14 protein-coding genes and 1 tRNA gene are annotated in these 24,748 nt (G+C 44.6%); 10 read left to right on the top strand and 5 right to left on the bottom strand.

Annotated features, from left to right (window positions below):
- The first annotated feature begins 36 nt into the window (after nucleotides 1-36).
- Nucleotides 37-1,734, top strand: a complete 1,698-nt coding sequence (locus tag ACSBL2_RS25925; RefSeq protein ID WP_442589465.1) for a S41 family peptidase — start codon at nucleotides 37-39, stop codon at nucleotides 1,732-1,734.
- An 8-nt stretch (nucleotides 1,735-1,742) separates the two neighbouring features.
- On the opposite strand, the gene ACSBL2_RS25920 is transcribed toward ACSBL2_RS25925, so the two are convergent.
- Nucleotides 1,743-2,069: a 2Fe-2S iron-sulfur cluster-binding protein gene (locus tag ACSBL2_RS25920; protein ID WP_442589464.1), complete on the bottom strand. Its 327-nt coding sequence runs from the start codon at nucleotides 2,067-2,069 to the stop codon at nucleotides 1,743-1,745.
- Between the two features lie 2 nt (nucleotides 2,070-2,071).
- The gene (locus ACSBL2_RS25915; RefSeq protein ID WP_442589463.1) at nucleotides 2,072-3,082 is read right to left on the bottom strand and encodes an NAD(P)/FAD-dependent oxidoreductase; all 1,011 of its coding nucleotides are present in this window, start codon (nucleotides 3,080-3,082) and stop codon (nucleotides 2,072-2,074) included.
- Nucleotides 3,083-3,431: 349 nt separating this feature from the next.
- On the opposite strand from ACSBL2_RS25915, the gene ACSBL2_RS25910 reads away from it, so the two are divergent.
- The 3 genes from ACSBL2_RS25910 (at nucleotide 3,432) to ACSBL2_RS25900 (ending at nucleotide 5,681) form a co-directional block, all read left to right on the top strand.
- Nucleotides 3,432-4,187, top strand: a complete 756-nt coding sequence (locus ACSBL2_RS25910) for a UDP-2,3-diacylglucosamine diphosphatase (RefSeq protein ID WP_442589462.1) — start codon at nucleotides 3,432-3,434, stop codon at nucleotides 4,185-4,187.
- Between the two features lie 258 nt (nucleotides 4,188-4,445).
- Entirely contained in the window at nucleotides 4,446-5,519 is a 1,074-nt protein-coding gene (gene prfA, locus ACSBL2_RS25905) for a peptide chain release factor 1 (protein WP_442589461.1), read from the top strand.
- An 88-nt stretch (nucleotides 5,520-5,607) separates the two neighbouring features.
- Nucleotides 5,608-5,681, top strand: a tRNA-Asp gene (locus ACSBL2_RS25900).
- Nucleotides 5,682-5,787: 106 nt separating this feature from the next.
- On the opposite strand, the gene ACSBL2_RS25895 is transcribed toward ACSBL2_RS25900, so the two are convergent.
- Nucleotides 5,788-9,858: a hybrid sensor histidine kinase/response regulator transcription factor gene (locus tag ACSBL2_RS25895; protein WP_442589460.1), complete on the bottom strand. Its 4,071-nt coding sequence runs from the start codon at nucleotides 9,856-9,858 to the stop codon at nucleotides 5,788-5,790.
- 210 nt (nucleotides 9,859-10,068) lie between these two features.
- Here ACSBL2_RS25895 and ACSBL2_RS25890 point away from each other — a divergent pair, with 210 nt between their 5' ends.
- The 6 genes from ACSBL2_RS25890 (at nucleotide 10,069) to galB (ending at nucleotide 21,673) form a co-directional block, all read left to right on the top strand.
- On the top strand, nucleotides 10,069-13,026 hold the full coding sequence (locus ACSBL2_RS25890; protein ID WP_442589459.1) for a SusC/RagA family TonB-linked outer membrane protein: 2,958 nt from the start codon (nucleotides 10,069-10,071) through the stop codon (nucleotides 13,024-13,026).
- Between the two features lie 4 nt (nucleotides 13,027-13,030).
- On the top strand, nucleotides 13,031-14,632 hold the full coding sequence (locus ACSBL2_RS25885; protein ID WP_442589458.1) for a RagB/SusD family nutrient uptake outer membrane protein: 1,602 nt from the start codon (nucleotides 13,031-13,033) through the stop codon (nucleotides 14,630-14,632).
- A gap of 213 nt (nucleotides 14,633-14,845) precedes the next feature.
- On the top strand, nucleotides 14,846-15,967 hold the full coding sequence (locus ACSBL2_RS25880) for a SusE domain-containing protein (protein ID WP_442589457.1): 1,122 nt from the start codon (nucleotides 14,846-14,848) through the stop codon (nucleotides 15,965-15,967).
- An 11-nt stretch (nucleotides 15,968-15,978) separates the two neighbouring features.
- Nucleotides 15,979-17,019, top strand: coding sequence for a glycoside hydrolase family 53 protein (locus tag ACSBL2_RS25875; RefSeq protein WP_442589456.1), 1,041 nt, complete (start codon nucleotides 15,979-15,981; stop codon nucleotides 17,017-17,019).
- A gap of 46 nt (nucleotides 17,020-17,065) precedes the next feature.
- Nucleotides 17,066-19,213, top strand: a complete 2,148-nt coding sequence (locus ACSBL2_RS25870) for a membrane or secreted protein (RefSeq protein ID WP_442589455.1) — start codon at nucleotides 17,066-17,068, stop codon at nucleotides 19,211-19,213.
- Nucleotides 19,214-19,240: 27 nt separating this feature from the next.
- Nucleotides 19,241-21,673, top strand: a complete 2,433-nt coding sequence (gene galB / locus ACSBL2_RS25865) for a beta-galactosidase GalB (protein WP_442589454.1) — start codon at nucleotides 19,241-19,243, stop codon at nucleotides 21,671-21,673.
- Nucleotides 21,674-21,748: 75 nt separating this feature from the next.
- Here the strand turns inward: galB and ACSBL2_RS25860 are convergent, their stop codons facing one another.
- Both ACSBL2_RS25860 and ACSBL2_RS25855 read right to left on the bottom strand, forming a co-directional pair.
- Complete coding sequence (locus ACSBL2_RS25860) at nucleotides 21,749-23,953, bottom strand: glycoside hydrolase family 3 N-terminal domain-containing protein (protein ID WP_442589453.1); 2,205 nt, start codon at nucleotides 23,951-23,953, stop codon at nucleotides 21,749-21,751.
- A 15-nt stretch (nucleotides 23,954-23,968) separates the two neighbouring features.
- On the bottom strand, nucleotides 23,969-24,736 hold the full coding sequence (locus ACSBL2_RS25855) for a hypothetical protein (RefSeq protein ID WP_442589452.1): 768 nt from the start codon (nucleotides 24,734-24,736) through the stop codon (nucleotides 23,969-23,971).
- Between the last annotated feature and the right edge of the window lie 12 nt (nucleotides 24,737-24,748).

Genomic DNA, 24,748 nt, shown 5'->3' with positions numbered 1-24,748 from the left:
GTAAACCGGCACCTGAAACATAAAATATATCACGCCATGAAAAAGACCAGGTATGCTCTTGTAGTAGTTATTATTGCATTCGCTTCTTTCACATGGTCGTTTAAGGAGGACCTGTTCCAGGTTTCAAAAAACCTGGACATCTTTGCTGCGGTGTACAAAGAAGTGAGCATCAATTATGTGGATGAAACAGATCCTTCAGATCTCATGAAAACCGGTATAGATGCTATGCTGGATAATCTTGATCCTTATACCTCTTATATTCCTGAGTCTGAAATTGAAGACTATAAACTAAAATATGTAAGCACCCAGTTTGGTGGCATAGGGGCAAGTACTGTTTTTATTGGCGGTAAACTTTTCGTCAATGAAGTAAGTGAGGGATATCCTGCATTCAACCAGGGAATCAAGCCTGGGGATCAGCTGCTCAGGATCAATGATGTCGATGTGAAGGGCAAAGACCGGAACTCGGTCAGCCAGCTCCTTCGCGGGCCGAAAGGATCTTTATTGAAACTGTTGGTTCTGAGGGATGGTGCACAGTTGAGCAAGGAGCTCACACGCGATGAGATCAAACAGCCCAATGTCTCCTATTCGGGAATAATTGATGGACTTGCCTATATTAGGCTGGATAAGTTTCTGGAGAACTCTGCCCAGGAGGTAAAAGATGCAGCATTGGAACTGAACAAACAGCACCCTGCCGGGATGATCCTTGACCTGCGCTATAACGGCGGTGGAATCTTACAGGAAGCAGTAAAAATTGTCAATCTTTTTGTGGCTAAAGATGTGTTGATTGTTACCCAGAGGGGACGGAACGTAGAAAAGACCATCAATTATAAAACAATCTACCAGCCGGTATTGCCCGATCTCCCTTTAACCGTACTGATCAGCGGTTCTTCCGCTTCTGCCTCAGAAATTGTAGCAGGTGCGTTGCAGGATCTTGACAGGGCTGTAATTATTGGCCAGCGGAGCTATGGCAAAGGATTGGTGCAGCAAACTTTTAACCTGCCTTATAACAGCCTGGTGAAGGTAACTGTGGCCAAATACTTTACACCTTCAGGCCGCTGTATCCAGGCGATAGATTATTCCCATAAAAATGAAGGCGGAAAGAATGACCGCTTCGCTGATTCCTTAATTACGAAGTTCAATACCCGCACCGGGAGAAGCGTATACAATGGGAATGGTATTTACCCGGATATTACGGTGCACAATACAAAACCGAGTCCTTTGATCCTATCGCTGGTCAGCAAGAGCATGTTTTTTGATTTTGCCAATAACTACTGGAAAAAACACCCTTCTGTCGCTGAAGCAAAGGTTTTCAGGATCTCTGATGAAGATTATGCTGCATTTGTAAATACACTGGAAGATAAAGATTACAGTTATGTATCCCAGACGGAGCGATTACTGACTAACCTTCGGACGGAAGCAGAAAAAGAACATAAACTGGCAGCGGTAAAAGCGGATCTGGAGAACCTGCAGGACAAACTGTTGGTGAATAAAAAAACCGATCTGATGTTGCACAAAGAGGAAATTAAACGGATCCTGGAGACACAGATTGTAAGCCGTTATTACTTTGAGAAAGGTAAAATAATGCAAGCATTCCAGTATGATAAAGAATTGGAATCGGCAAAGTCAGTCTTGCGGAATTCCACTAAAATGCTTGCAATATTAAAAGGTGAGGGGGATTATAAAACTATCGGTGATCCCTTGAAAAGTATTGCTGAGGTCACCGATAAGGATTAATCCATTTCTTAAGTTCCGTGCAGTTTAACAACCAGTCCGTCCATTTCCGGATTTAATTGCAACTGGCAGGCAAGTCTTGAGTTGGGTAAGAGATCAGGAAGGGTATCCAGCATGGCATACTCATCATCTGACATTTCCCTTAACTTTTCTTCACCCTCTAAAACGTCTACACAGCATGTGGCGCATAAAGCCATGCCGCCACATGTGGCTAAAATATCATATTCACATGCTTTGAGATACTCCATCAGGCTGAGTCCCATATCTACGGGTGCTTCCAGAGCAGTTAATGTGCCGTCCGGATTCTGGAGGTGTACGGTAATATTATTGTCTTCCATTATTAAAATTCTGCTACGCCGTTAACTGTAGTATATTTCATGGTATACTTCACACCAGGGTTCATGTACTGGTAAGCGCTATGACTCATCAATGCTGCTTCGTGGAAACCGCATAGGATAAGCTTTAATTTATTTTTATATGTATTGATATCGCCAATGGCGTAGATTCCCGGGATATTGGTAGAATAATCGTCTGTATCCACTTCAATTGCACTTTTGCTTACGTTCAGGTTCCAGTTTTCAATCGGGCCTAATTTCGGGCTTAAACCAAAAAGAGGGATCAGGTGGTCTGCTTCAATCACCGTACTTTCAAGAGTTTTGCTATGTACCAGTTCAACGGTTTCCAGTTTTCCTGTTCCGCCTACAGATTTAAGGTTGCTGTTCAGTACCAGGTTGATTTTTCCGCTTTCTGCAAGTTCCATTACTTTGTTTACGGAATCAGGTGCGCCACGGAAACTTTCGCTGCGGTGAACAAGTGTCAGTTCTTCCACAATATCAGCAAGGAAAATTGTCCAGTCCAGGGCAGAGTCACCACCACCGGCAATAACCATTTTCTGACCTCTGTACTGTTCCGGATCCAGGATCATGTAGTTCACACCACGTCCGTTCTCAAATTGCTCAAGGCCTTCAACAACAGGTTTACGCGGTTCAAAACAGCCTAATCCGCCAGCAATAACCACAACTTTGGATTCTATGATTGTCCCCATATTTGTTGTCAGTACAAAATCACCTTCACCGCGTTTTTCTAATCCTTCGATACGTTCGCCCAATGTAAATCCAGGGTGAAAAGGCTTCGCTTGTTCTAATAAATTATCTACCAGTTCCTGAGCAAGTACACTAGGATAACCGGGGATATCATATATTGGTTTTTTAGGGTATATTTCGGAAAGCTGACCTCCGATCTGAGGTAAGTAATCAATTAAATGACAACGCATTTTAAGTAAACCCGCTTCGAATATGGCAAACAAACCTACGGGCCCGGCACCAATGATGGCTATATCTGTAGAAATCATGTATTTAAATTTGCTGCGAAAATACAAAAATAGTTTGTAATCGTTCTCGATTGTATGAAATTGGTTAAAAATTGAGGCAATTTTGACAATGTATACCGATTTACTTGACTTTACGAAATTTGGAATAATCTCATGCGTACAAAATTTGCCAGCTGGTAGTGTTTTCTGGAGACAATTTTTGGATGGAGGATCTTCATCACTGCAGGCTGATAGCACTTGGATTAATCTGTTTATCAGGATAAGTTTATGGAGGTTTTCGCAGGTCTATTTTAACAGGGGTTTCAGGACATGTTAAGAAAAACAGGTTTAACTGCTGTAGATTAAAATGGTTGACTATCTTTGGTTATTGATGACAAAGAAAATATATTTTGCCTCTGATTTTCATTTAGGCTCTCCTAATCATACGGAAAGTCGTATCCGTGAAGACAGGATTGTACGCTGGTTAACTTCCATTGAGGACAGTTGTTCGGAACTTTTCCTGATGGGCGATGTATTCGACTTCTGGTTTGAATACAAGATGGTGGTTCCCAAGGGATACATCCGTTTACAAGGGAAACTTGCGGCGATGTCTGATGCTGGAATAAAGATTTATTTTTTCAAAGGGAACCACGATATGTGGGTGGACGATTACTTCACAAAGGAAATGGGGATCCAGATTGTCAGTGATGAACTGGTGATCAGCAGGGGGGGTAAAAGTTTTTATCTGCACCATGGAGATGGTCTAGGGCCTGGAGATGCAAATTACAGGATATTGAGGAAAGTTTTCAGGAACCCCTTATGTCAGTGGTTGTTCTCCATTTTGCCTCCGCGCATAGGCCTGGGGATTGCCAATGGCTGGTCGCGTAAAAGCCGTAAGGTCAATACCGTTAGCGATGAGGTGTTTATCGGGGAAGAGAAGGAATGGCTGGCCATCTATTCAAAGGAAATATTGTCAAAGCAGCATTATGATTATTTTATTTATGGACACCGCCACCTGCCAATGGTCATTGATTTAGGGAACAATAGTCAATACTATAACACAGGAGAGTGGTTTACGAACAATTCTTACGTTGTTTTTGATGGGGAAGAGCTCAGCCTGAAGTATTTTGAAAAGGGAGGTGCTTAACTGCTCAAATTAGACAAGCGCTGTCGCTTGAAGAAAAATAGAAAGAAATTCCTTATTTTTGTAATCCTATAAAATACAGCTGCTTCAGTATGCTGCGTTAATAAAACCAAAGGCCAGCTTATCGTTGGTTCAGTCGGTTATTGAACGCATTTACTGAATGCACAACATATTTATGTGAAAAAACATTGAAATTATAAATATGTTGTTAAAAGGTATTTACTGAAGGCACAACACATTAAGGTTCTGAATAAATAGATTATGTTAGAGAAATTAGAAGCAATAAAACTGCGCTGGGAAGATGTTGAAGAGCAGTTAAGCAATCCTGATACCATGCAGGATATGAAGCGTTTTGCACAATTGAATAAAGAATATAAAGATCTGAACAAAATTGTGGACGAGTATAAAGTCTATAAGAATGTGATGAGTAATATTGAAGCCAACAAGGAAATCTTAGCGACCGAAAAGGATGCAGAAATGCGGGAGATGGCTAAGGAGGAAATGGAAGAGCTCTTGAAACAGCAGGAAGAACTGGAAGAAAAAGTTCGTTTAATGCTGATCCCTGTTGATCCTGAAGATGCTAAAAATGCCGTGTTTGAGATCAGGGGTGGTACTGGTGGTGATGAAGCTGCATTATTTGCGGGTGATTTATACAGGATGTACAGCCGTTTCTTTGAGCAAAAACGCTGGAAAGTAGAAGTTGTTGATGTGACGGAAGGAACCGCCGGCGGGTACAAAGAGGTGATCATGAAGGTCTCTGGTGAAGATGTGTACGGACAATTGAAATATGAGTCGGGCGTACACCGTGTTCAGCGCGTGCCTGATACAGAAACTCAGGGCAGGGTACATACTTCTGCAGCTTCGGTTGCCGTGTTGCCTGAGGCGGAGGAAATTGATTTCTACTTAAACCCTGCTGATATTGATCTGCAGACCTCCCGTTCAGGTGGTGCAGGTGGACAGAATGTGAATAAGGTAGAGACGAAGGTTCAGTTGACCCACAGACCATCAGGATTAGTTGTCGTTTGTCAACAGGAGCGTTCTCAGCTTGGAAACAGGGAGATTGCAATGGAGATGTTGCGTAGTAAGTTGTATGATATTGAATTGCAGAAGAAAAATGGAGACATTGCTGCAAGGCGTAAAACGATGGTGTCTACAGGAGACCGTTCAGCAAAGATCAGAACTTACAATTATCCTCAGGGAAGGGTAACAGATCACCGTATCGGATTGACCTTATATAACCTGAATGGGGTAATGGATGGCGGTGTTCAGGAGCTGATTGATGCATTACAGTTTGCTGAGAATGCAGAAAAGATGAAAGAAGGTTCTGTAGCTTAAGGGCTTACATTTTAATTGAAAATATTTGATATTTTAATTTTGGATTGCAATTATAGTTCCTATATTTGCAATCCCGAAAGGGAGAAACGGACCGGTAGTTCAGCTGGTTAGAATGCCGCCCTGTCACGGCGGAGGTCGCGGGTTCGAGTCCCGTCCGGTCCGCTAAAAAGCCTTAACTTGAAAAAGTTGAGGCTTTTTTGATTTACCGTATTCCCGGAACAGTCAATTTTTCTTAATGGATCAGGATGCCAAGAACGGATATTATCGGTTACCCTTGTCCATTTCTTTCCTGGAGGTATTGAGTCGGTGTTTTCCCATATTCCTTTTTAAAAGCTTTGGTAAAATAAGACTGCGTCTGAATCCCAACCCGGTACATCACTTCCGTCATCAGCACATCTTCCCGGGTCATAATTTCTACTGCCTTACGCAGACGGATGGAACGGATAAATTCTCCAATCGATTGCCCGGTAATCGTTTTAATCTTTTGGTAAAGCTTGGTACGGCTCATGCCGATCTCTGCACACAGAAATTCAATGTCCATTTCCGGATTGATCAGATGGTCATCAATAATGGCGAGTAGTTTCTCCATGAATTCCTTGTCTTTCGTAGAATGAATCAGGTCGATAATTTCGGTATGGTGATCTTTGGAGTAACGGTCTTTTAGCTTCTGGCGCTGATCGAAGATATTCTTAATCGTAATCTGCAATAAGTTGATATTTACAGGTTTCGTGAAATAGAGATCCGCTCCCGATTCCGCCCCCTCTATCTCCGCCTCTACACTATTTTTGGCAGTAAGCATCAGAAATGGAATATGGCTGGTTTCCATATCTTCCTTTAAAGCCCTGCAAAATTGTGTGCCGGTCATTCCAGGCATCATGACATCGCTGATGATCAGATCCGGGAACTCTTCTTTGGCTTTTTGAAGACCTGCAAAGCCATCTTCGGCTTCAGAGATGTGGTAAGAAAGACTTAAGGTCTCTTTTAGGAAGAACCTGAGTTCCTGGTTATCATCAACAATTAAAATGTGTTTACTGACAGGGAGTACCTCACTAGGTAAGGGGGGCTGGACAGTTAAAATCTGGTCAGACCTGTAGCTGATGCTTTCCAGTCGGGTACCGCCTTGTTCTTTACTTAATCCCCACAACTCTTCGGGCAGGTAGTCTTCCTTGCTGCAAGGCAATCCAATAATAATCTCCGTCCCCTGGTGACGCTCACTGGATACTTGTATGTTTCCTTTGTGCAATGTCGTGAGACTTTTAACAAATGCCAGGCCTACGCCCGAACCCAAATGCGATTCAGTAATGCGGTAATAACGCTCAAACAAATGCGCTATAGACTCTTTAGAGATCCCAATGCCATTGTCTGCCACACGGATATAAAGATATTTCTTACCCTGGTAGGGGCTATGGATGTGCAGCTGGTTCTCAAACATTGGCTGAAATTGGTCCAGGCTGTCTAAAATTTCCACCAGGACCTCTCCACCCGGTTTGGTGTATTTCAGGGAATTGTTGACCAGGTTCAGGACGATCTTTTCAATCACCTGTCTGTCAAACCAGGTGTCAGTAGGCTGCACCGTATTTTTCACCTTAAAGCTAATGTTTTTCTCCTGAGCCATCTCGGCAAACTCTTCCTGCACTTCCTCGATAAACAGATTAATATTGCCCTGGATGACCTTCAGCTGGAGTGCACCGGATTCAATTTTTCTAAAATCCATGAGCTCATTGATCAGGCTCAGCAAGCGGTTGGCATTTCGATGGATGGTTTTATAATAATTAAGGAAAGCAGCCTTCGAATCCTCTTTCAATAGCCGGTCTATTGGTCCCAGTATTAAAGAAAGCGGGGTTCTGAATTCATGGGAGATATTCGTGAAGAATTGTAGCTGGATCTGGTGCATTTCTTCACGCTTCTGTTCCTCCAGTGCACGCAGTTCCATTCTTCGCTTGAAACTAAGTACTGCATAGGCAATACCAATAATGGATCCTGTAAGCAGGAGCCGGAACCACCAGGTTGCCCAGAAGGGGGGAGAAATGTGGATATTGATCCAGGTGCCAGGGGTATTCCAATTGTTATCGCTATTGGAGGCTTTCACACGGAAGATGTAATCGCCGGGATCCAGGTTTGTGTAAAATGCCTTAGTGGTATTCCCTGCGTAGTTCCAGTTGTTGTCAAGACCTTCCAGCATATAAGCATATCTGGTGTTTGCTGAAGCGGTATAGTTCAGTCCGGTAAAACTGAAGGAAAAAGTCGACTGCTTATGGCTAAGGTAAATGTCTCTGGTGAAACTGATGTCTTTCTCCAATGGGGATCCTTTTTCACCGGGCAGCATTTTATTGTTGAAGACCTGAAACTCGGTGATGTATACCGGTGGAATAAAGTCATTGGTTTTAATGGCTTCGGGGAAGAAAGAATTGAAGCCGTTTACTCCTCCGAACAACATTTCCCCTTTACGGGTTTTTAAGAATGCGTTCGCCTCAAATTCCTGCCCCTGCAAGCCATCGGCTTTACTATAAGAGCTGGATTCCAGTGTTTCGGGATTGAATTTGGTAAGCCCCCCGGAGGTAGCAATCCAGAAGTTACCCCGCTCATCTTCAGTAATGCCCTTGATAAAATCTGTAGCCAATCCAGCCTTGTCAGTATAAATAGAGAAACTGTTCCTTTTAGGGTTAAATAAATATAATCCGGCCTGACCAACCCACAGTCTTTTTTTGCGGTCTATAAAAATGATGCGCAGGTCCGGCCTTTTCTCCTCTGTCAGAAAATAATGGCTGAATATGCGGGTATTCAGATTGTAACAGTTCAGTCCGCCATCATCTGTGCCAATCCACAGGTTTTGATGCTGGTCTTCCTCAATGGAGATGATGTTTTCTCCACTGATCTGCGTTTGGGCAGCACCCTGGATCAGGCGGGTAAACTTCCCGGTGGCCCTGTCCATAAGATTTAATCCGCCATAATAGGTGCCAACCCATAAATTGCCTTTGCTGTCTTCAAATGTTTTCTGCACATAGTTCGAGGAGATCGATCCGGGATCATCAGGATGGTTCATAAAACGGGTGAAGGTGCCTGATTTTTTATTCATTAAATTCAGTCCCCCAGCCCAGGTACCGATCCAGAGCTGCTGGAAGCGATCCTCGTTGATGTGCAGCACAGCATCAGAACCAAGGCTTTCGGGGCGAAACGGATCAAACCTGTAATGGTAAAACCGCTGACTTTTTCTGTCGTAATAATTTAGTCCCCCACCATCCGTACCAATCCAGAGGTTCCCCTCCTTAGTTTCAAAAAAGGTCTTGACATCATTATAGCTCAGGCTGTTCTTGTTCAGTTCCTGTTGCACCAGTTTGAACCTTTCCCCGCCAGGCGCATATAAATTGATACCTCCGCGATGGGTACCTACCCATAAGTTATTTTGTTTGTCCCGGAATATTGCGGATACGGTTCTTTGGGAAAGACTCTGGGGATTACCAGGTTCATTCTTGTAATTGGTAAAGGTGCCGGTACGGAGATTGAAATGGTCTAAGCCCCCGTTGATGCCTCCAATCCAAAGGTTATCGTCCTGGTCTGTAATAATTGCCCTTACCAGGTCGCTTCCCAGACTGTTGCTGTTCTTTTCCTGGTGCCGGTACAGTTGAATGCGGTGTTGCTGGTGATGATAGGCCACCATTCCCTGTTCTTCAGTTCCGAGCCATAAAGTACCATCTGCTGTTTCTGAAATAACGCGGATGTGATAGCCCGATAAGCCTTTAATTTCGAGGAATTTGAAACGTTTCCCGTCCAGTACATATAAACCTTTATCGGTGGCTATCCAGAGGTTTCCTTTACTGTCGGTATGTATATCGTTGGTGTGATAGTTGAATCCACGGGAGGTCGTTGTCCCTTTCTCCAGAAAATTAAGCGGACCGTTTGCACAAGCCACCCAGAGCCCGTTGCGGTATTCCTCAATTACCCTGATGTCGTTGTTACCCAAAGACTTCTTGCTGTCTGATGATATTGAATAGCGCTTGAAGCGGTCAGTCTCCTGATCAAAGCGATTCAATCCATTAGAAGTTCCTATCCACAGTTTCTTATTACGGTCTTCGAAAATATGCCGGATAAAATTGTCGGATAAGGTACTGGAATCTTTACCGGTCCGGTAAACAGTGAGGTGTTCTCCATCATATTTGTTTAACCCATCGCGTGTCCCAAACCAGATGAACCCCCGGTGGTCCTGGAATATACATTCAATGGTACTGTTGGAAAGACCCGCGTCCAGACCAATGTGCTTAAATTTCAGGTTTTGCGCAACACAGACCTGACAGGTAAAATATAAAAAAATGAAAAAGACATTTTTAAGGATTGAACTCATCAGCAGTAGATACAGGATTTGGTTTTTTATAAAGTTAAGAGAAATTGGGATGTAAATGCCTTTCTGCCCTTTATTTATGGATTTAACATGCAAATATGTTAAATAGAACCAAAAAAAAACACAATAGCACAAGGGGAAAATGGGAATAAAGTTTTCATTTGTATCAGTAAATTATCAACCAAATACTGTATGCACATTTTTACTTTTAGTATGAAGCTCAACTTATTGTTGGCGCTTTTTCTTTTCACCACAACCAACCTTCAGGCACAACAGCCCCTCAAGGTTACAGGAACGGTCAGGTCCGCGACTGACCAACAGGGTATCCCTGGGGTAAGTGTGCTGTTAAAAGGCACTAAAATTGGTTCAGTGACCAGTCAGGACGGCAGTTTCAGCTTAAATGTCCCGGGGGGAAAAGGCACCCTGCAGTTTAGCTTTGTCGGCTATATCACGCAGGAATTGACCGTCACTTTATCCGGAAAATTGGAAGTATTGCTTAAAGACGATGCCGCGGCACTCAATGAAGTCGTTGTGGTGGGCTATGGTACCACCAGAAAGCAGGACCTGACAGGATCTGTAGCCGTCGTTACGGCAAAAGATTTTCAGAAGGGTAGCATCACGACACCAGAGCAAATGCTTTCCGGTAAGGTCGCCGGGGTAGCCATCACTTCCAACAGTGGCCAGCCTGGTAGCGGAAGCACCATCCGCATCAGGGGAGGTTCTTCCCTCAGTGCAAGTAATGATCCATTGATCGTAATTGATGGGGTATTGCTGGAAAACAGTGCCCTAGGTGGAGCCTCGAACCCGCTGAGTTTTATCAATCCCAATGATATTGAATCTTTCACGGTATTAAAAGACGCTTCTGCAGCAGCGATTTATGGTGCAAGGGCTTCTAATGGTGTGCTGATCATCACCACCAAGAAAGGTTTGTCGGGCGACCTGAAAATTGGTTTCAGCTCGGTCAATTCCGTAACCAAGCTCAGCAAGCAGGTGGATGTGCTTAGTGCCGCTCAGATCCGGGAGATCGTGAACCTGAAAGGTACCACTGTGCAAAAAGAGCAGCTTGGAGCGTATGACACCAACTGGCAGGATATGATCTATCAGGATGGATTTGCAACTGACAATAACCTCAGCATTAGCGGGGGGATAAAGAAATTTCCATACCGCCTGTCGGTAGGTTACCAGAACCAAACCGGGGTATTGAGAACCGATAAACTGGAAAAGACCTCCATGGCTTTTGTGTTGAACCCTACTTTTTTTGATCAGCACCTTAAGCTTGATGTTAACCTGAAAGGAAGTACCCAGCAAACCAGGTTTGCCAACCAGGCCGCCATAGGTGCTGCGGTAAGTTTTGATCCAACCCAGGCAGTATATACCAACAGGTCAGATTTCAATGGGTACTGGGAATGGCTGGATGCGACTAACCCAAGCGGACTGGTTAATCTGGTGGGCAGAAACCCACTGGGGCTGTTGCAACAGCGTGAAGACCGCTCTAATCCTTACCGGAGTATCGGTAACGTGCAACTGGATTATAAGTTTCATTTTCTACCTGAACTGCGTGCCAACCTCAACCTGGGTTATGATGCCGCACTCGGTAAAGGAACCGTGTTTGTGGACGGGAATGCAGCGGAGTTGATCAACAGAAAAGGAGTCAATACCCAGTATAAACAAAACCGGATGAATACGCTTGCAGATTTTTACCTGAACTATGTAAAGCAGTTCGAGTCTATTAAAAGCAGGGTAGATGCAACTGCGGGTTATTCTTATAATGACTACCAGACCAAATTTTACAATTTTGCCGATTTTGATGCCTATGGCAATAAGATCGCAAAAACTGATCCCGACTTCCCTTTCTATACCCCTCAAAACAGGTTAATCTCCTATTTTGCCCGTGTAAACTACAATTATGATGAACGCTTTTTGCTGACAGGTACAATCCGTCGGGATGGATCTTCAAGGTTCGGCCCAAGTTATAAATACGGCTATTTCCCTTCTGTTGCCTTGGCCTGGACCCTGAAAAATGAGTCTTTCCTGAAGGACAATAAGACGATCTCTGCCCTGAAATTAAGAGCGAGTTATGGAATTACCGGTCAGCAGGAAGGTATTGGAAATTATGGTTATTTATCTACCTACGGATTAAGCACACCAAATGCTTCTTACCAGTTTGGTGATACGTTTTACCAGATGTACCGCCCCACTGCCTATATTCCGGATATCAAATGGGAAGAAACGGCAACCACCAATATCGGTATCGACGGAGGATTCTTCGAGAACAGGATCACTGCCAGTGTGGAATTCTACAGACGTAAGACCAGCGATTTATTGAACCAGATTCCCCAGCCAGCGGGTACAAACTTCAACGCTACGGCGATTATCAATGTCGGAGATATGCGAAATGAGGGAGTGGAACTAAATGTGAACTTTATTCCGGTTCAACGCAATGATTTTAATTGGGATTTCAGCATCAACGCAACCTACAATAAAAATACGATCACTAATCTGACCGTGATCCCAAATGATCCGAATTACAAAGGGTTCCCTTCAGGAACCATAGCCGGAGGAGTAGGCGGACAAAATGCCTTTATCAATGCAGTCGGCTCGCCTAAGAGTACATTCAACTTATTGCAACAGGTCTATGATGCTTCGGGTAATCCGGTTGAGGGGGTATATGTGGATCAGAATGGTGATGGTATTATTTCGGAGAATGATTTTACCAAAGGCAAATCAGCAGATCCAAAGGTATTCCTTGGTTTTAGCAACAACCTTGCGTATAAAAAATGGAACCTGAGTTTTACGCTGCGGGCCAATCTGGGTAATTACCTGTACAATAATGCCTTCAGCCAGCGTGGCAATGAAGCGCAGATTCTGGGTACAGCAACGCTGAACAATGCATCGCCAAACTATCTGGTGACGAACTTCAAAACCCAGCAACTATTGAGCGACTATTATGTGGAAAATGCTTCTTTTTTAAGGATGGACAATATCAACCTTGGCTATAAGTTCGGCTCGTTTTTAAAGAACAAAGCGAACCTGCAGCTCAATGCCAGCGTGCAGAATGTTTTTGTGATCACCAAATACCAGGGACTTGATCCTGAGGTTCCTTCCGGTGTAGATAACAACCTTTATCCAAGACCACGTGTATTCTCTCTGGGCTTAAATCTTAATTATTAATACGATGAATCAGAACATAAATAAACTCTTTACGCTTTTGCTGGTGGTCTTGTTTACCGCATGTAATAAGCTGGATCTAACCCCTACCAATGACCTGACGGCCGACAAGGTATATTCCAGCCCGCTGGGTTATAAGCAGGCATTGGCTAAAGTATACGGCGCATTTGCACTCACCGGTAATGCGACGACCGGTCAGCAGGACATTCCTGCAGAGATCATCAAGGATGAAGGTAACTCCGATTTTTTGAGGCTTTACTGGAACCTGCAGGAACTGACTACTGATGAGGCCGCCTGGTCATGGCAAAGTGATGCAGGTATCCAGGGCTTACACGAACTCAGCTGGGGCTCTATCAATTCCATTATCAATGGACTTTATTACCGTTCATATTTTCAGATTACCCTGTGCAATGATTTTATCAGGCAATCTACAGATGATAATATAACCAAAAGAGGCATTACTGGTACTGATGCGGAGGATATCCGCAAATTCAGGGCAGAAGCACGTTTCATCAGGGCTTACCAGTACTGGATATTACTTGATCTGTATGGTAACCCGGCATTTGCTACGGAAGAAACGGCGATTGCGACCAAGGAGTTTCCCAAACGGATTGTAAGGAAGGATCTTTTTAATTATGTAGAGTCTGAACTGCTGGCTATCGAAAATGATCTGGCTGAACCAAAAAGCAATGAATATGGCAGGGCAGACCGTGCAGCGGCCTGGGCTTTGTTATCGCGACTTTATCTGAATGCTTCGGTATATACCGGAACCGGAAAATATACGGAGGCCATCACCTATTGCAATAAGATTATTGCTGCGGGTTATACGCTTCATAACAAATACAGGGAACTTACCATTGCAGACAATCACCTGAATACGGATGAAAATATCCTGACCATCAATTATGATGGAACCCGTACCCAGAATTATGGCGGAACTACCTATCTGATGCATGGCCCTGCGAATGTACCTGCTGATGTTTCAGGTTCTAATGGCGACTGGGGAGGTTTGCGTTGTACGCAGCAATTTGTGAATCTTTTTGCTGATAAATCGGGTAATACAGACAGCCGTGCCCAGTTTTATATGACCGGACAAAGCCTGGAGATGAACGAGCTCTACGTGGAAACAGAAGGGTACTCCAGTACCAAATACCGGAATAAAACCCGTACGGGTGCTCCGGCTCCCAATCAGGATGCAGCGAAGGATTTTTCAGATATCGACTTCCCTTTGTTTCGCCTGGGAGAAATTTACCTGACTTATGCAGAGGCCGTATTGCGCGGAGGTACAGGTGGCGACCTGGGAACTGCACTGGGTTATATCAATGCCTTAAGGACACGTGCCTATAACGGTAGCACAACGGGTAACATCAGCAGTACCGCCCTCAACCTGGATTTTATTCTGGATGAACGCGGACGTGAGCTGTACTATGAGGCGGTAAGAAGAACAGATTTGATCAGATTCAGTAAATTTACTACCGGTGCTTATTTATGGGCATGGAAGGGGGGCCTAAAAGGAGGATCTGCGGTGGCAGACAAGTTTAATCTTTTTCCTTTACCACCAACAGACCTTTCCGCGAATCCCAATCTAATTCAAAATACAGGTTATTGATCAATGGTGAGATCTCCAGGGATACTGATAAATGATAGAAATTATGAAGCGATCCTAAGCTAACCGCTAACAAACAGCAATGAATAGGCACATGATCGCTTCATTACCTTTAAAAAAATTATATACTGATGAAACCATCATCAGCCTACCGCTAACAAACAGCAATAAATAGGCATATGATAGCTTCATCACCTTTAAAAAACAATTATTCTGATGAAAATTTCAATGAAACAATATTTTTATTTGATACTGATCACAGCTGTTTTTTTCGCTTGTAAGAAGCAGGACAGCGCCTATGTGATTACTGTTCCCGCTACGGGAATAAAAGGTTTTGTTGCTTCTGCTACAGATCTTAGCTTATCTGAAAGCAACTCGGATCTCAATGTCGTTACCTTTAGCTTTAATGCACCCGACTATGGGGTGAAGGTGATCCCATCATACACTTTGCAGTTTACTTTACCTGCTGATACCTCAGGAGATAAAGCCTGGGCAAATGCAATCGAGGTAAAGGTGGCGACAGACAGCCTGAGAAAGACTTTTAAAGGGGCTGATTTCAATGCACTGCTCGCCCTGCAGCTTTTATTGCCTGTAGATGTCAGCAGCAAAATTGCTGTCCGTTTAAAATCAGATGTGCATCAAAACAGCGGACAAGCCTCGTCAGTGGCATCTGTTTATGCCACACTGACCATGATGGTTAAACCTTACCGTTCATTTGTAGAATATCCGGCCTTATTGGTCAAAGGAGGTAATTCCTGGAGAACACCTGCTGAAAGAACAAATGGTTATCTGCTGGCCTCTGCTAAATTCAATGACAAATATGAAGGTTACCTTGATCTTCCAAATGCAGATGGATGGGGTGGTGATAAATTTAATCTGATCTCTACCAAAGATGGCGTATCTTATGGATGGGGAGGCAGTGCCACTACAGTTGCCATTACAACACTTGATGGGTTCTGGTTAACCCCTGCACCGAATTATATGAAAGTAAATGTGGATCTGGCTGCGATGACGATCAATTATACACCTGTACATTTCTTCATTTCGGGTGACGACAATGGCTGGAGTACCTCGTCCACCCCGATGGTTTATAATGCAGAAACCAGGGTTTGGACAGCAAGCAATGTTGCACTTACTGCCGGAAAAACATTCGCTTTTAGTAGCAATGGGAACTATGACATCAGCTATAAGCTGGATAAAGCAGAAAATGGTGTACTGACATTTGCAGGTGCCCCGGCATGGGGTGGCGTGAATATCCCCGTTGCAAAAACTGGCGTATTCACGGTTACCTTAGACCTGAGTGCAGGTGATGGAAATTATACTTATTCCTTGAAATAAAGATTTAGAAAATGAAAAAAACCAAATGGTTATTACTGTTCTGTTCGTTGCTGGTGTACGGTGCTTCCTGCAAAAAAAATCCGGAAGGCGCTACACATTTTTATCCGGAGCCAGAGCCGCCCGGAACCTATGCCAGAGGCGCAGATGTGAGCTGGATGTCGGAAATGGAAGCTTCAGGCAAGAAATTTTATAACAGTGAAGGCGTGTCACAGGATTTATTGAGAATCCTGGCTGCCAAAGGAGTGAACGCAATTCGGTTGAGGGTATGGGTGAACCCTGCCACAGACTATTCCGCTATGGCCGATGTACTGGCCAAAGCCAGAAGGGTGAAGGCTGCCAACATGCGCCTGATGATCGACTTTCATTACAGCGATACCTGGGCCGATCCCGGACAGCAGACCAAACCTGCTGCCTGGAGCGGACAGGATATAACAGCCTTGAAAACTTCTGTTTTTAACCATACTGTTGAAGTACTCTCCCTTTTAAAGGATAATAAAATTGTCCCTGAATGGGTGCAGGTAGGAAATGAAACCAATAATGGGATGTTATGGGAAGAAGGTAAGGCCTCAGTAAACATGAAAAATTTTGCTGAATTGGTACTTTCCGGGTATAATGCAGTTAAATCAGTCAACCCGGATACCAAAGTGATCGTGCACATTTCCAATGGTTATGACAATGGGCTGTTCAGGTGGATGTTTGACGGACTGAAGAACAATGGCGCCAAATGGGATGTAATCGGAATGTCTTTATATCCAACGGCAAGCGACTGGCAAACTAAAAATAATCAGTGTCTGACAAACATGAATGACATGGTGAGCCGTTATGGTTCAGAGGTGATGATCTGTGAAGTGGGGATGCCGGTATCAGAGGCTGTGGCTGCGAAAGCATTCCTTAGCGATCTGATAGCAAAAAACAAATCACTGCCGAACCAGAAAGGTTTGGGGGTATTTTACTGGGAACCGCAATCTTATGGCAGCTGGAATGGTTATGGGCTGGGTGCTTTTGATGATACGGGTAAACCAACTGTAGCAATGGACGCTTTTTTACCTTAATAATTTGATGATGTTTTTCAGAGGTTTTTTGATTTTTGTGTTGACCATGATGGTTACTCTCTGCTCTTCAGCTCAGACGAAGACTTCAAGGACGGGGATTTTTGTTGATAAAAAGGGGGTAATGCGCTGGCAGAAGGATGGGACTGAAGCTACCTTTTTTGGTCTGAACTATACAGCTCCCTTTGCCTACGGATACCGGTCTATTCTTCGCAGTGGAATCACTGTCGAACAGGCGATTAAGGATGATGTTTACCACTTTTCGCGTTTAGGCCTCGATGCTTTTCGGGTTCATGTCTGGGATGTGGAAATCTCAGATAGCCTGGGTAACCTGATCAATAATGAACACCTCAGGCTGTTTGATTTCCTGGTCGCTGAACTCAAGAAAAGAAAAATCAAAACCCTGATTACACCCATTGCTTACTGGGGAAATGGCTATCCCGAAAAGGATATCAACACAGGCAGCTTCTCCTACAGGTACGGAAAACAAAAGGCACTGACAGAAGAGGCGGCTTTCCTGGCTCAGGAGCGTTACCTGAAACAGTTTTTCCAGCATAAAAATCCTTATACCGGGCTTACTTATCAAAATGATCCCGATATCATCGCTACAGAGGTGAACAATGAACCGCAGCACAGCGGTGCGAAAGCACTGACAACAGCGTATATCAACCGGATGGTCAAAGCCATCCGGGGAACAGGCTGGAAAAAGCCCATATTTTACAACATCAGTGAATCTCCTACATATGCCGATGCCATTGTAAAAGCAAATGTACAGGGGCATAGCTTTCAATGGTATCCTACGGGATTGGTCTCCGGCCATACGCTAAAAGGAAACTACCTGCCACATGTATCGAAATACAGCATTCCTTTTGATACCATTCCGGCATTTAAAAATCGGGCAAAAATGGTGTATGAATTTGATGCCGGCGATGTGCTGGATTCCTACATGTATCCGGCAATGGCCAGGAGTTTCAGGGTGGCAGGTTTTCAATGGGCCACTCAGTTTGCTTACGATCCTATGGCTACAGCCCATGAAAATACAGAATACCAAACGCATTACCTGAATATGGCCTATACCCCTTCAAAAGCCATCAGCTTGCTGATTGCTTCCAGGGTATTTCATCGTTTGCCCAGGTTACAGGAGCAACAATCCGATAGTGTGTTCGCTGAGTTCAGGCTGAGCTACGCCGCTTCCTTAAGTGAAATGAATGCTGAAGAGGAATTCTATCATTCCAATATGACCCATACTGTTCCGGTCAATATTGATCGGCTGCGTCACCTTGCAGGGGTTGGAAGTTCTCCTGTGGTGCATTATACTGGCAGTGGGGCCTATTTCCTGGACAGGATCGAAGATGGGGTCTGGAGACTGGAAGTCATGCCCGATGCTGTATATTTGAGTGATCCCTTTGAGCGTACGGCTGCGGATAAGACAGTTACCGGAATCCATTGGGGGAAACACGATATGGAGTTTAAATTACCTGATCTGGGCACCGCTTTTGACATTAAGGGCTTAAATACAAATAATCATCTTACCGGCACCGCCAGTGGGGGGAAGTTTCAGGTCAGTCCCGGAACCTACCTGTTAACCCGTGCCCGGCTGCACTCCGGCTTCAATGCCGGCAGCACATGGTCGAATATTCGGTTGGGTGAATTTGTAGCTCCAAAAGATACACAAAGTCCGGTGATAGACCTGTTCAGTGCAGTGAAAGATACTGAACGTATGATGGTATACAATCCAGACTGGAAACACAGGGCAGTCAGCCCTCCTTCAGCAGAAAACCCTTTTGTGAAATTGAATATGCCGGGAAATGCAGAAACACCAATGCTGGGTTTTCAAAGTTTTTGTGGCGACCGGATCATTAGTGTCTCCGACAGCAGGAAAATTACTTTGGACACCCTGGTGATCCGCGCCAGGACTATTGAAGGCGATTCCTCCAGGATAAAAATTGGCCTTATTGATGTCAATGCGGACTTTTTTGCAACTGAAGTTTCACTTTCGAAGGAGTTGAAAACCATAAAAATCCCTTTAAAAGCGCTTAAAAAAAGTGCGCAGCTGTTGCTGCCAAGACCATACCCAGGTTTTCTTCCACTTTACCATCAGCCATCCGGAATGGCCAGTTTTAACCTTAATCTGGTTGAAAAACTGGAAGTCACCTTCAGACAGGGCTTAGAACTCTCCTCTGTTTATCTCAAGTAATTCATTAAAGCCGTTATTTACAAGCCCATGAACATTATAAAAAATCTATTGCTGGTCACTTCACTTTTTACTGTATTATCCACTCAGGCGCAAAACCGGGTGGAGATTGAATTAACGGATAACTGGAAATTTTTCAGAGGCCAAAATGAACAAGCTTTCTCGAAAGATTTCAATGACCTTAAATGGAAAAGCGTTACTGTTCCGCACGATTGGGCCATCTCTGGTCCATTCGACAAAGAAATTGATAAGCAAATGGTCGCGATTACCCAGAATGGGGAAAAAAAGGCGACCGAAAAGACCGGCAGAACTGGGGCACTTCCTTATACCGGGGAAGGCTGGTACCGCAATACCCTAAAAATTCCTTTACTTCGCAAGGGTCAGCGTACCTTGCTGGTGTTCGATGGCGCGATGAGTGAAGCGCGCGTGTTTTTAAACGGACAAGCTGTAGGGGAATGGAATTATGGGTACAACTCCTTTGTGCTCGATGTCACCAAACAGGCGCTGCCAGGTGAAATGAATACCCTTGCCGTACACCTGAACAATCATCCGAAATCTTCACGCTGGTATCCGGGGGCGGGTCTTTACAGGAATGTGCACCTGATTGTGAAAGATGAGAAAAGCATCGAACACTGGGGTGTTTCTATTACCACCCCGGTGGTGTCTGCTGCTTTTTCCAAAGTGAATATTAAAACCAAAGTCACCGGTAATGACCTTAGGTTGGTTACCCGGATTCTCAACAGCGAGGGAAAGGAAGTGGCTAGCGGAACGGCAGATCAACCATTCGGGAATGAATTTGATCAGAATATTTCCGTAGCCGAGCCGAAACTCTGGAGTCCGGAAAGTCCATACCTGTACACGGCTATCTCCACAGTATATGAAGGCACCGAGGTAAAAGATCAGATCAGTACGCGTTTCGGTATCAGGGAAATACGCTATGAGGCGAATAAGGGGTTTAGCCTTAATGGAAAGGTACGTAAGTTTAAAGGCGTATGTCTGCACCATGATCTCGGCCCGCTGGGCGCTGCGATAAATGTAGCGGCACTTCGCAGGCAACTGACCATATTGAAAGACATGGGCTGTGATGCCATCAGGAGTTCACACAATATGCCTTCACCTGAACAACTGGAGCTTTGCGATGAGATGGGCTTTATGTTTCTGGCAGAGAGTTTTGACGAATGGGCAAAACCCAAAGTAGAAAACGGATACCACCTTTATTTTGATACTGATGCGGAAAAAGATGTGGTCAATCTGGTGAGGGCCAACCGTAACCATCCTTGTATCGTCATGTGGAGCTCAGGGAATGAAGTGCCTGATCAATGGGGTGCCGAAGGTGTAAAACGTGCCAAATGGTTACAGGATATTTTTCATAGAGAAGATCCGACCCGGCCGGTCACTGTAGGCATGGATCAGGTAAAGGCAACCATGGAATCCGGTTTCGGGGCACTTCTTGATGTTCCGGGGCTAAATTACAGGGTTCATTTGTATCCTGAAGCTTACAAGACCTTCCCTCAGGGCTTTATTCTGGGCTCTGAAACGGCCTCCACAGTGAGTTCAAGGGGGGTGTATAAATTTCCGGCCGTGATCGCTAAAGATAAAAGGTATCCCGACCTACAAAGCTCTTCCTATGATCTGGAATACTGTTCCTGGTCTAACCTTCCGGATGATGATTTCGTACTTCAGGATGATATGCCATGGGTAATTGGTGAATTTGTGTGGACAGGCTTTGATTACCTTGGAGAACCTACACCATACGATGAATACTGGCCTTCAAGAAGTTCCTATTTCGGGATATCTGACCTCGCAGGATTGCCTAAGGACCGCTTTTATCTCTACCGCAGCCGCTGGAATAAGGAGAAGCCTACACTTCACCTCCTGCCGCACTGGAACTGGGAGGGGAGAGAAGGGCAAATAACGCCTGTTTTTGTGTACACGAGCTATGATAGTGCAGAGTTGTTCCTGAATGGAAAAAGTCTGGGGCTAAGGAAAAAAAATAAAGATACCCCTCAGGACAGATACAGACTGATGTGGAATGAGGTGAAGTATATGCCGGGTGAGTTGAAGGTGGTTGCTTTTGACAGTGAGGGGAGGGCCGTTGCCGAAGAAAAGGTAGTCACTGCAGGCAAGCCTTATCAGATTGTACTGGAAGCGGACAGGAATGAAATCCAGGCGGATGGAAAAGACATCTCCTATGTAACGGTATCGGTGCTGGATAAAGCAGGTCACCCATGTCCCACAGCTGCACTTCCCTTAAAGTTTAAAGTGAGCGGGGAAGGAAGCTTCAAAGCCGTATGTAATGGTGACGCGACCTCAGTGGAAAGTTTTGAAATGCCGGAGATGAAACTTTTTAGTGGAAAACTGGTGGTGCTGGTTCAGTCGGGAACGAAAGCCGGAGATATCGGGTTAACGGTGAGTGGCAGCACACTTAAAAGCGGTAAAATCAAACTGCGCTCAAAGCAGTAATAAATTATACAACAAAATACAAAAGGCCTTCAAATCATAAGATTGAAGGCCTTTTGTACAGTCAAATGCTGAATTTTAATCCACTATTTCTATCTTGACTTTTTTATCTTTTACCATCACATAATAGTCGCCGGATTCGAGGATACGTTTGCCTTCACCATCCACAAAGCCTAAATCCCGTTCCAGGTCCACCTCAAACTGATAGGTTGCCGTTTCTCCTTTTTTTATCCATTGTTTATCGAAATGTTTCAGCTCTTTCACAGGACGTGATATGGTCGACACAGGATCTGATATAAACCAATGTACAGTCTCATAACCGTCCCTGTCTCCCGTGTTGGTCACCGAAACCTCCACCTTTAACGGCGTGTTGCGTTTCAGCTGGGCAGCAGAAACCTTAATATCTCCGTATTGAAATGTGGTATAACTCAGGCCGTGTGCAAATTCATACAGCGGCGTACTTGGGATATCCTGGTATTTACCCTGATGGGGACGTGCACTTTGTCGCTGATTGTAATACACAGGAATCTGTCCGCTGGTATAAGGAAAGGTCATCGATAATTTACCTGATGGATTTACCCGTCCCGATACCACTCCTGCAACTGGTTTACCCGCCGGAGTTCCCGGTTGCCAGATGGTCAGCATAGCCTCACTTAGTGGCGCTAATCTGGTCAGGTCCAGTGGGCGGCCACTGGAAAGTATCAGGATGACCGGCTTACCCAGTTTCTTCAGTTCCATCACCAATTGCTCTTGTATGGCCGGCAGGGCAATGGTCGACCGCGATGCATTCTCTCCGCTCCAGCCTCTTTTTTCACCTAAACAGAGTACAACGACGTCAGACTTTGAAGCCAGGTTTTTCGCTTCTTCAAATCCCGATGTAAGGTCGCCATCGAAGTTGCAGCCCTGGGCATACGAAACTTCGGCTTTGCCTTGGTACTCCGCTTTCAATGCTTCATAAATGGTCACCATACGGTCCTGATTTCCATGTGCAGCCCAGGAACCAAGCAAATCAAACTGGTTTTTTGCCATTGGCCCGACAACGGCTATTTTAGACACATTTGTCAGCGGCAGTATTTTATGCTCATTTTTAAGAAGAACCACCGATTCTTCGGCTAGTTTTTCTGCTATGGCTAAACTTGCCGGAAGGAAAAACCGGTCCTTTTCCTTAGTCACAGCTGTATAAGGCTGATCAAAAAGCCCCAAACGGAACTTCACCCGAAGTACACGCCTCACCGCATCATCCAGCCGGTCCTGAGAAACTTTTCCTTCTTTAACCAGGTCGCCTAAATGCTGGTCATAACAGCGATTCATCATATCCATTTCCACCCCGGCCTGGAATGCTTTAAATGCTGCATCTTTTTTATCAGCAGCAACACCCTGTGGCCTGAGCTGTTCAATAGATCCCCAGTCCGAAACCACAAAACCATCGTGTTTCCATTGGTTTTTTAAAACCTCGGTTAGCGTATACTTATTGGCAGAGCCAGGAGTTCCGCTGATGTCATTAAAGGAACTCATCAGTGTGGCCGCTCCGGCTTTTACACCTTCCTGGTAGGGCAGCATATAGGTATCCCAAAGCGTCTGTTTTGAAATTTCTGTATACACATAATCGCGTCCGGCTTCTGAGGCACCGTAACCGATATAGTGTTTCAGGCATGCCGCTACATTCTTTTTAGAAGATAAACTGGTTCCCTGGTATCCTTTAACTGAGGCCACTGCAAACACAGCATTCGTATAAGGATCTTCACCATATCCTTCAGCTACCCTTCCCCAGCGCCCGTCACGTGCCACGTCGATCATGGGTGAGAAAGTCCAGTCCACACCCGACATCCTTGTTTCCTGTGCAGCTACCGCACAGGCCTGCTCCACCAATCCCGGGTTCCAGGAACAGGCCTGACCTAAGGATATGGGGTAGATGGTCCGGAAGCCATGGATGACATCATATCCAAACAGGATAGGGATGCCCAGGCGCGTCTGCTCCATCGCCTTGTGCTGTACCCTGTTGCGCAATTCAGGATCACTGCTGAAATAGATGAGTGAACCGATCTCTCCCGGGATATCATTTACAGGGTCGGCCATGTTATTTGCATTGTCATTTCTTCCCAGGGTATATTGATTGAGCTGCATGACTTTCTCTGCTAAAGTCATGCGCGATAATAAATCTTCAATACGCTTTTCTATAACTTGCTTCTTATCTTTATACAAGGGCTTTTCTTCCTGATCTGCAAACAAGGAAGTCGCAGGTATCATTAAAGACAGCAGACAATAGGTGATGATATTTTTCATGATGTTAAATTATTATTATTTAAAAACAGGGGTTTTCGATAGGCTCATGTATTTTTGCTGATTTTTCACTTCAAAAATAATAATTTCATTCTCACCCTGTACCAAATCTTCTGATCGGATTTGCAGGGACTGTTGTTTTTCCTGTTCCCAATAGGAACCTGAATATTTATGGTTGATCCATACTTCCCCCATTCCCCAACCAGAGATGTCGAGATACGTATTTTGCGGTACATCCATACGAAATGTCCCTTTATAAAAACAAGGGCTTTGCACCCCCAGTGCCGTGCTGTCGAAAGTCAGGTCTTTAACCTCACAATTCCTGATGTTCAGGGGGATCATTGTCCAGTTTTCAATAGCCTGTCCATCCAGCGTAATCCTGCCGAATAAACCTTTGGAATTATCTAAAATCTCAGGGCCATAGGTGATCCGTCCAATGTTCTCTACATACAACTGCAACTGGTGTTTTCCTGGTAAGGCTTCCAGGTTGATCTTTTTACCATTGTCGGTCATAGTCCCTTGTAACAGGCCATCTACAAATACTACAGCATAGTCACGTACATTTTCCAGTTCAAGTACGGCCCCTTCCGATTCAATGGTAATTTCAGCTTTGTATAACACATATCCTGATTCTACATTTAACTCATTCATCGGCAGTAGACCTTCAGCTTTAACGGAATCCAGGTATACCTGTGCCAAAGCGGCTTTTTTGCTGAAAGTGATTTCCTGCGCCATCAGGGGGATAGAGAAAAAAGTGGCGAGGATAAATACGGAAGTTCTTATCATATGATCCAATGC

It is taken from the genome of Pedobacter sp. AW31-3R (assembly GCF_052180285.1).
Taxonomy (GTDB): domain Bacteria; phylum Bacteroidota; class Bacteroidia; order Sphingobacteriales; family Sphingobacteriaceae; genus Pedobacter.
Note: the sequence above shows the minus strand (reverse complement) of the source record. Positions and strands in the feature narration are given on the sequence as shown.

Coding starts and splice junctions, on each gene's coding strand:
- ACSBL2_RS25925 (WP_442589465.1), top strand. CDS start 37: ATGAAAAAGACCAGGTATGCTCTTGTAGTAGTTATTATTGCATTCGCT.
- prfA (WP_442589461.1), top strand. CDS start 4,446: ATGTTAGAGAAATTAGAAGCAATAAAACTGCGCTGGGAAGATGTTGAA.
- ACSBL2_RS25860 (WP_442589453.1), bottom strand. CDS start 23,953: ATGAAAAATATCATCACCTATTGTCTGCTGTCTTTAATGATACCTGCG.
- ACSBL2_RS25875 (WP_442589456.1), top strand. CDS start 15,979: ATGAAAAAAACCAAATGGTTATTACTGTTCTGTTCGTTGCTGGTGTAC.
- ACSBL2_RS25910 (WP_442589462.1), top strand. CDS start 3,432: ATGACAAAGAAAATATATTTTGCCTCTGATTTTCATTTAGGCTCTCCT.
- ACSBL2_RS25890 (WP_442589459.1), top strand. CDS start 10,069: ATGAAGCTCAACTTATTGTTGGCGCTTTTTCTTTTCACCACAACCAAC.
- ACSBL2_RS25920 (WP_442589464.1), bottom strand. CDS start 2,069: ATGGAAGACAATAATATTACCGTACACCTCCAGAATCCGGACGGCACA.
- ACSBL2_RS25915 (WP_442589463.1), bottom strand. CDS start 3,082: ATGATTTCTACAGATATAGCCATCATTGGTGCCGGGCCCGTAGGTTTG.
- ACSBL2_RS25885 (WP_442589458.1), top strand. CDS start 13,031: ATGAATCAGAACATAAATAAACTCTTTACGCTTTTGCTGGTGGTCTTG.
- ACSBL2_RS25855 (WP_442589452.1), bottom strand. CDS start 24,736: ATGATAAGAACTTCCGTATTTATCCTCGCCACTTTTTTCTCTATCCCC.
- galB (WP_442589454.1), top strand. CDS start 19,241: ATGAACATTATAAAAAATCTATTGCTGGTCACTTCACTTTTTACTGTA.
- ACSBL2_RS25880 (WP_442589457.1), top strand. CDS start 14,846: ATGAAAATTTCAATGAAACAATATTTTTATTTGATACTGATCACAGCT.
- ACSBL2_RS25895 (WP_442589460.1), bottom strand. CDS start 9,858: ATGAGTTCAATCCTTAAAAATGTCTTTTTCATTTTTTTATATTTTACC.
- ACSBL2_RS25870 (WP_442589455.1), top strand. CDS start 17,066: ATGATGGTTACTCTCTGCTCTTCAGCTCAGACGAAGACTTCAAGGACG.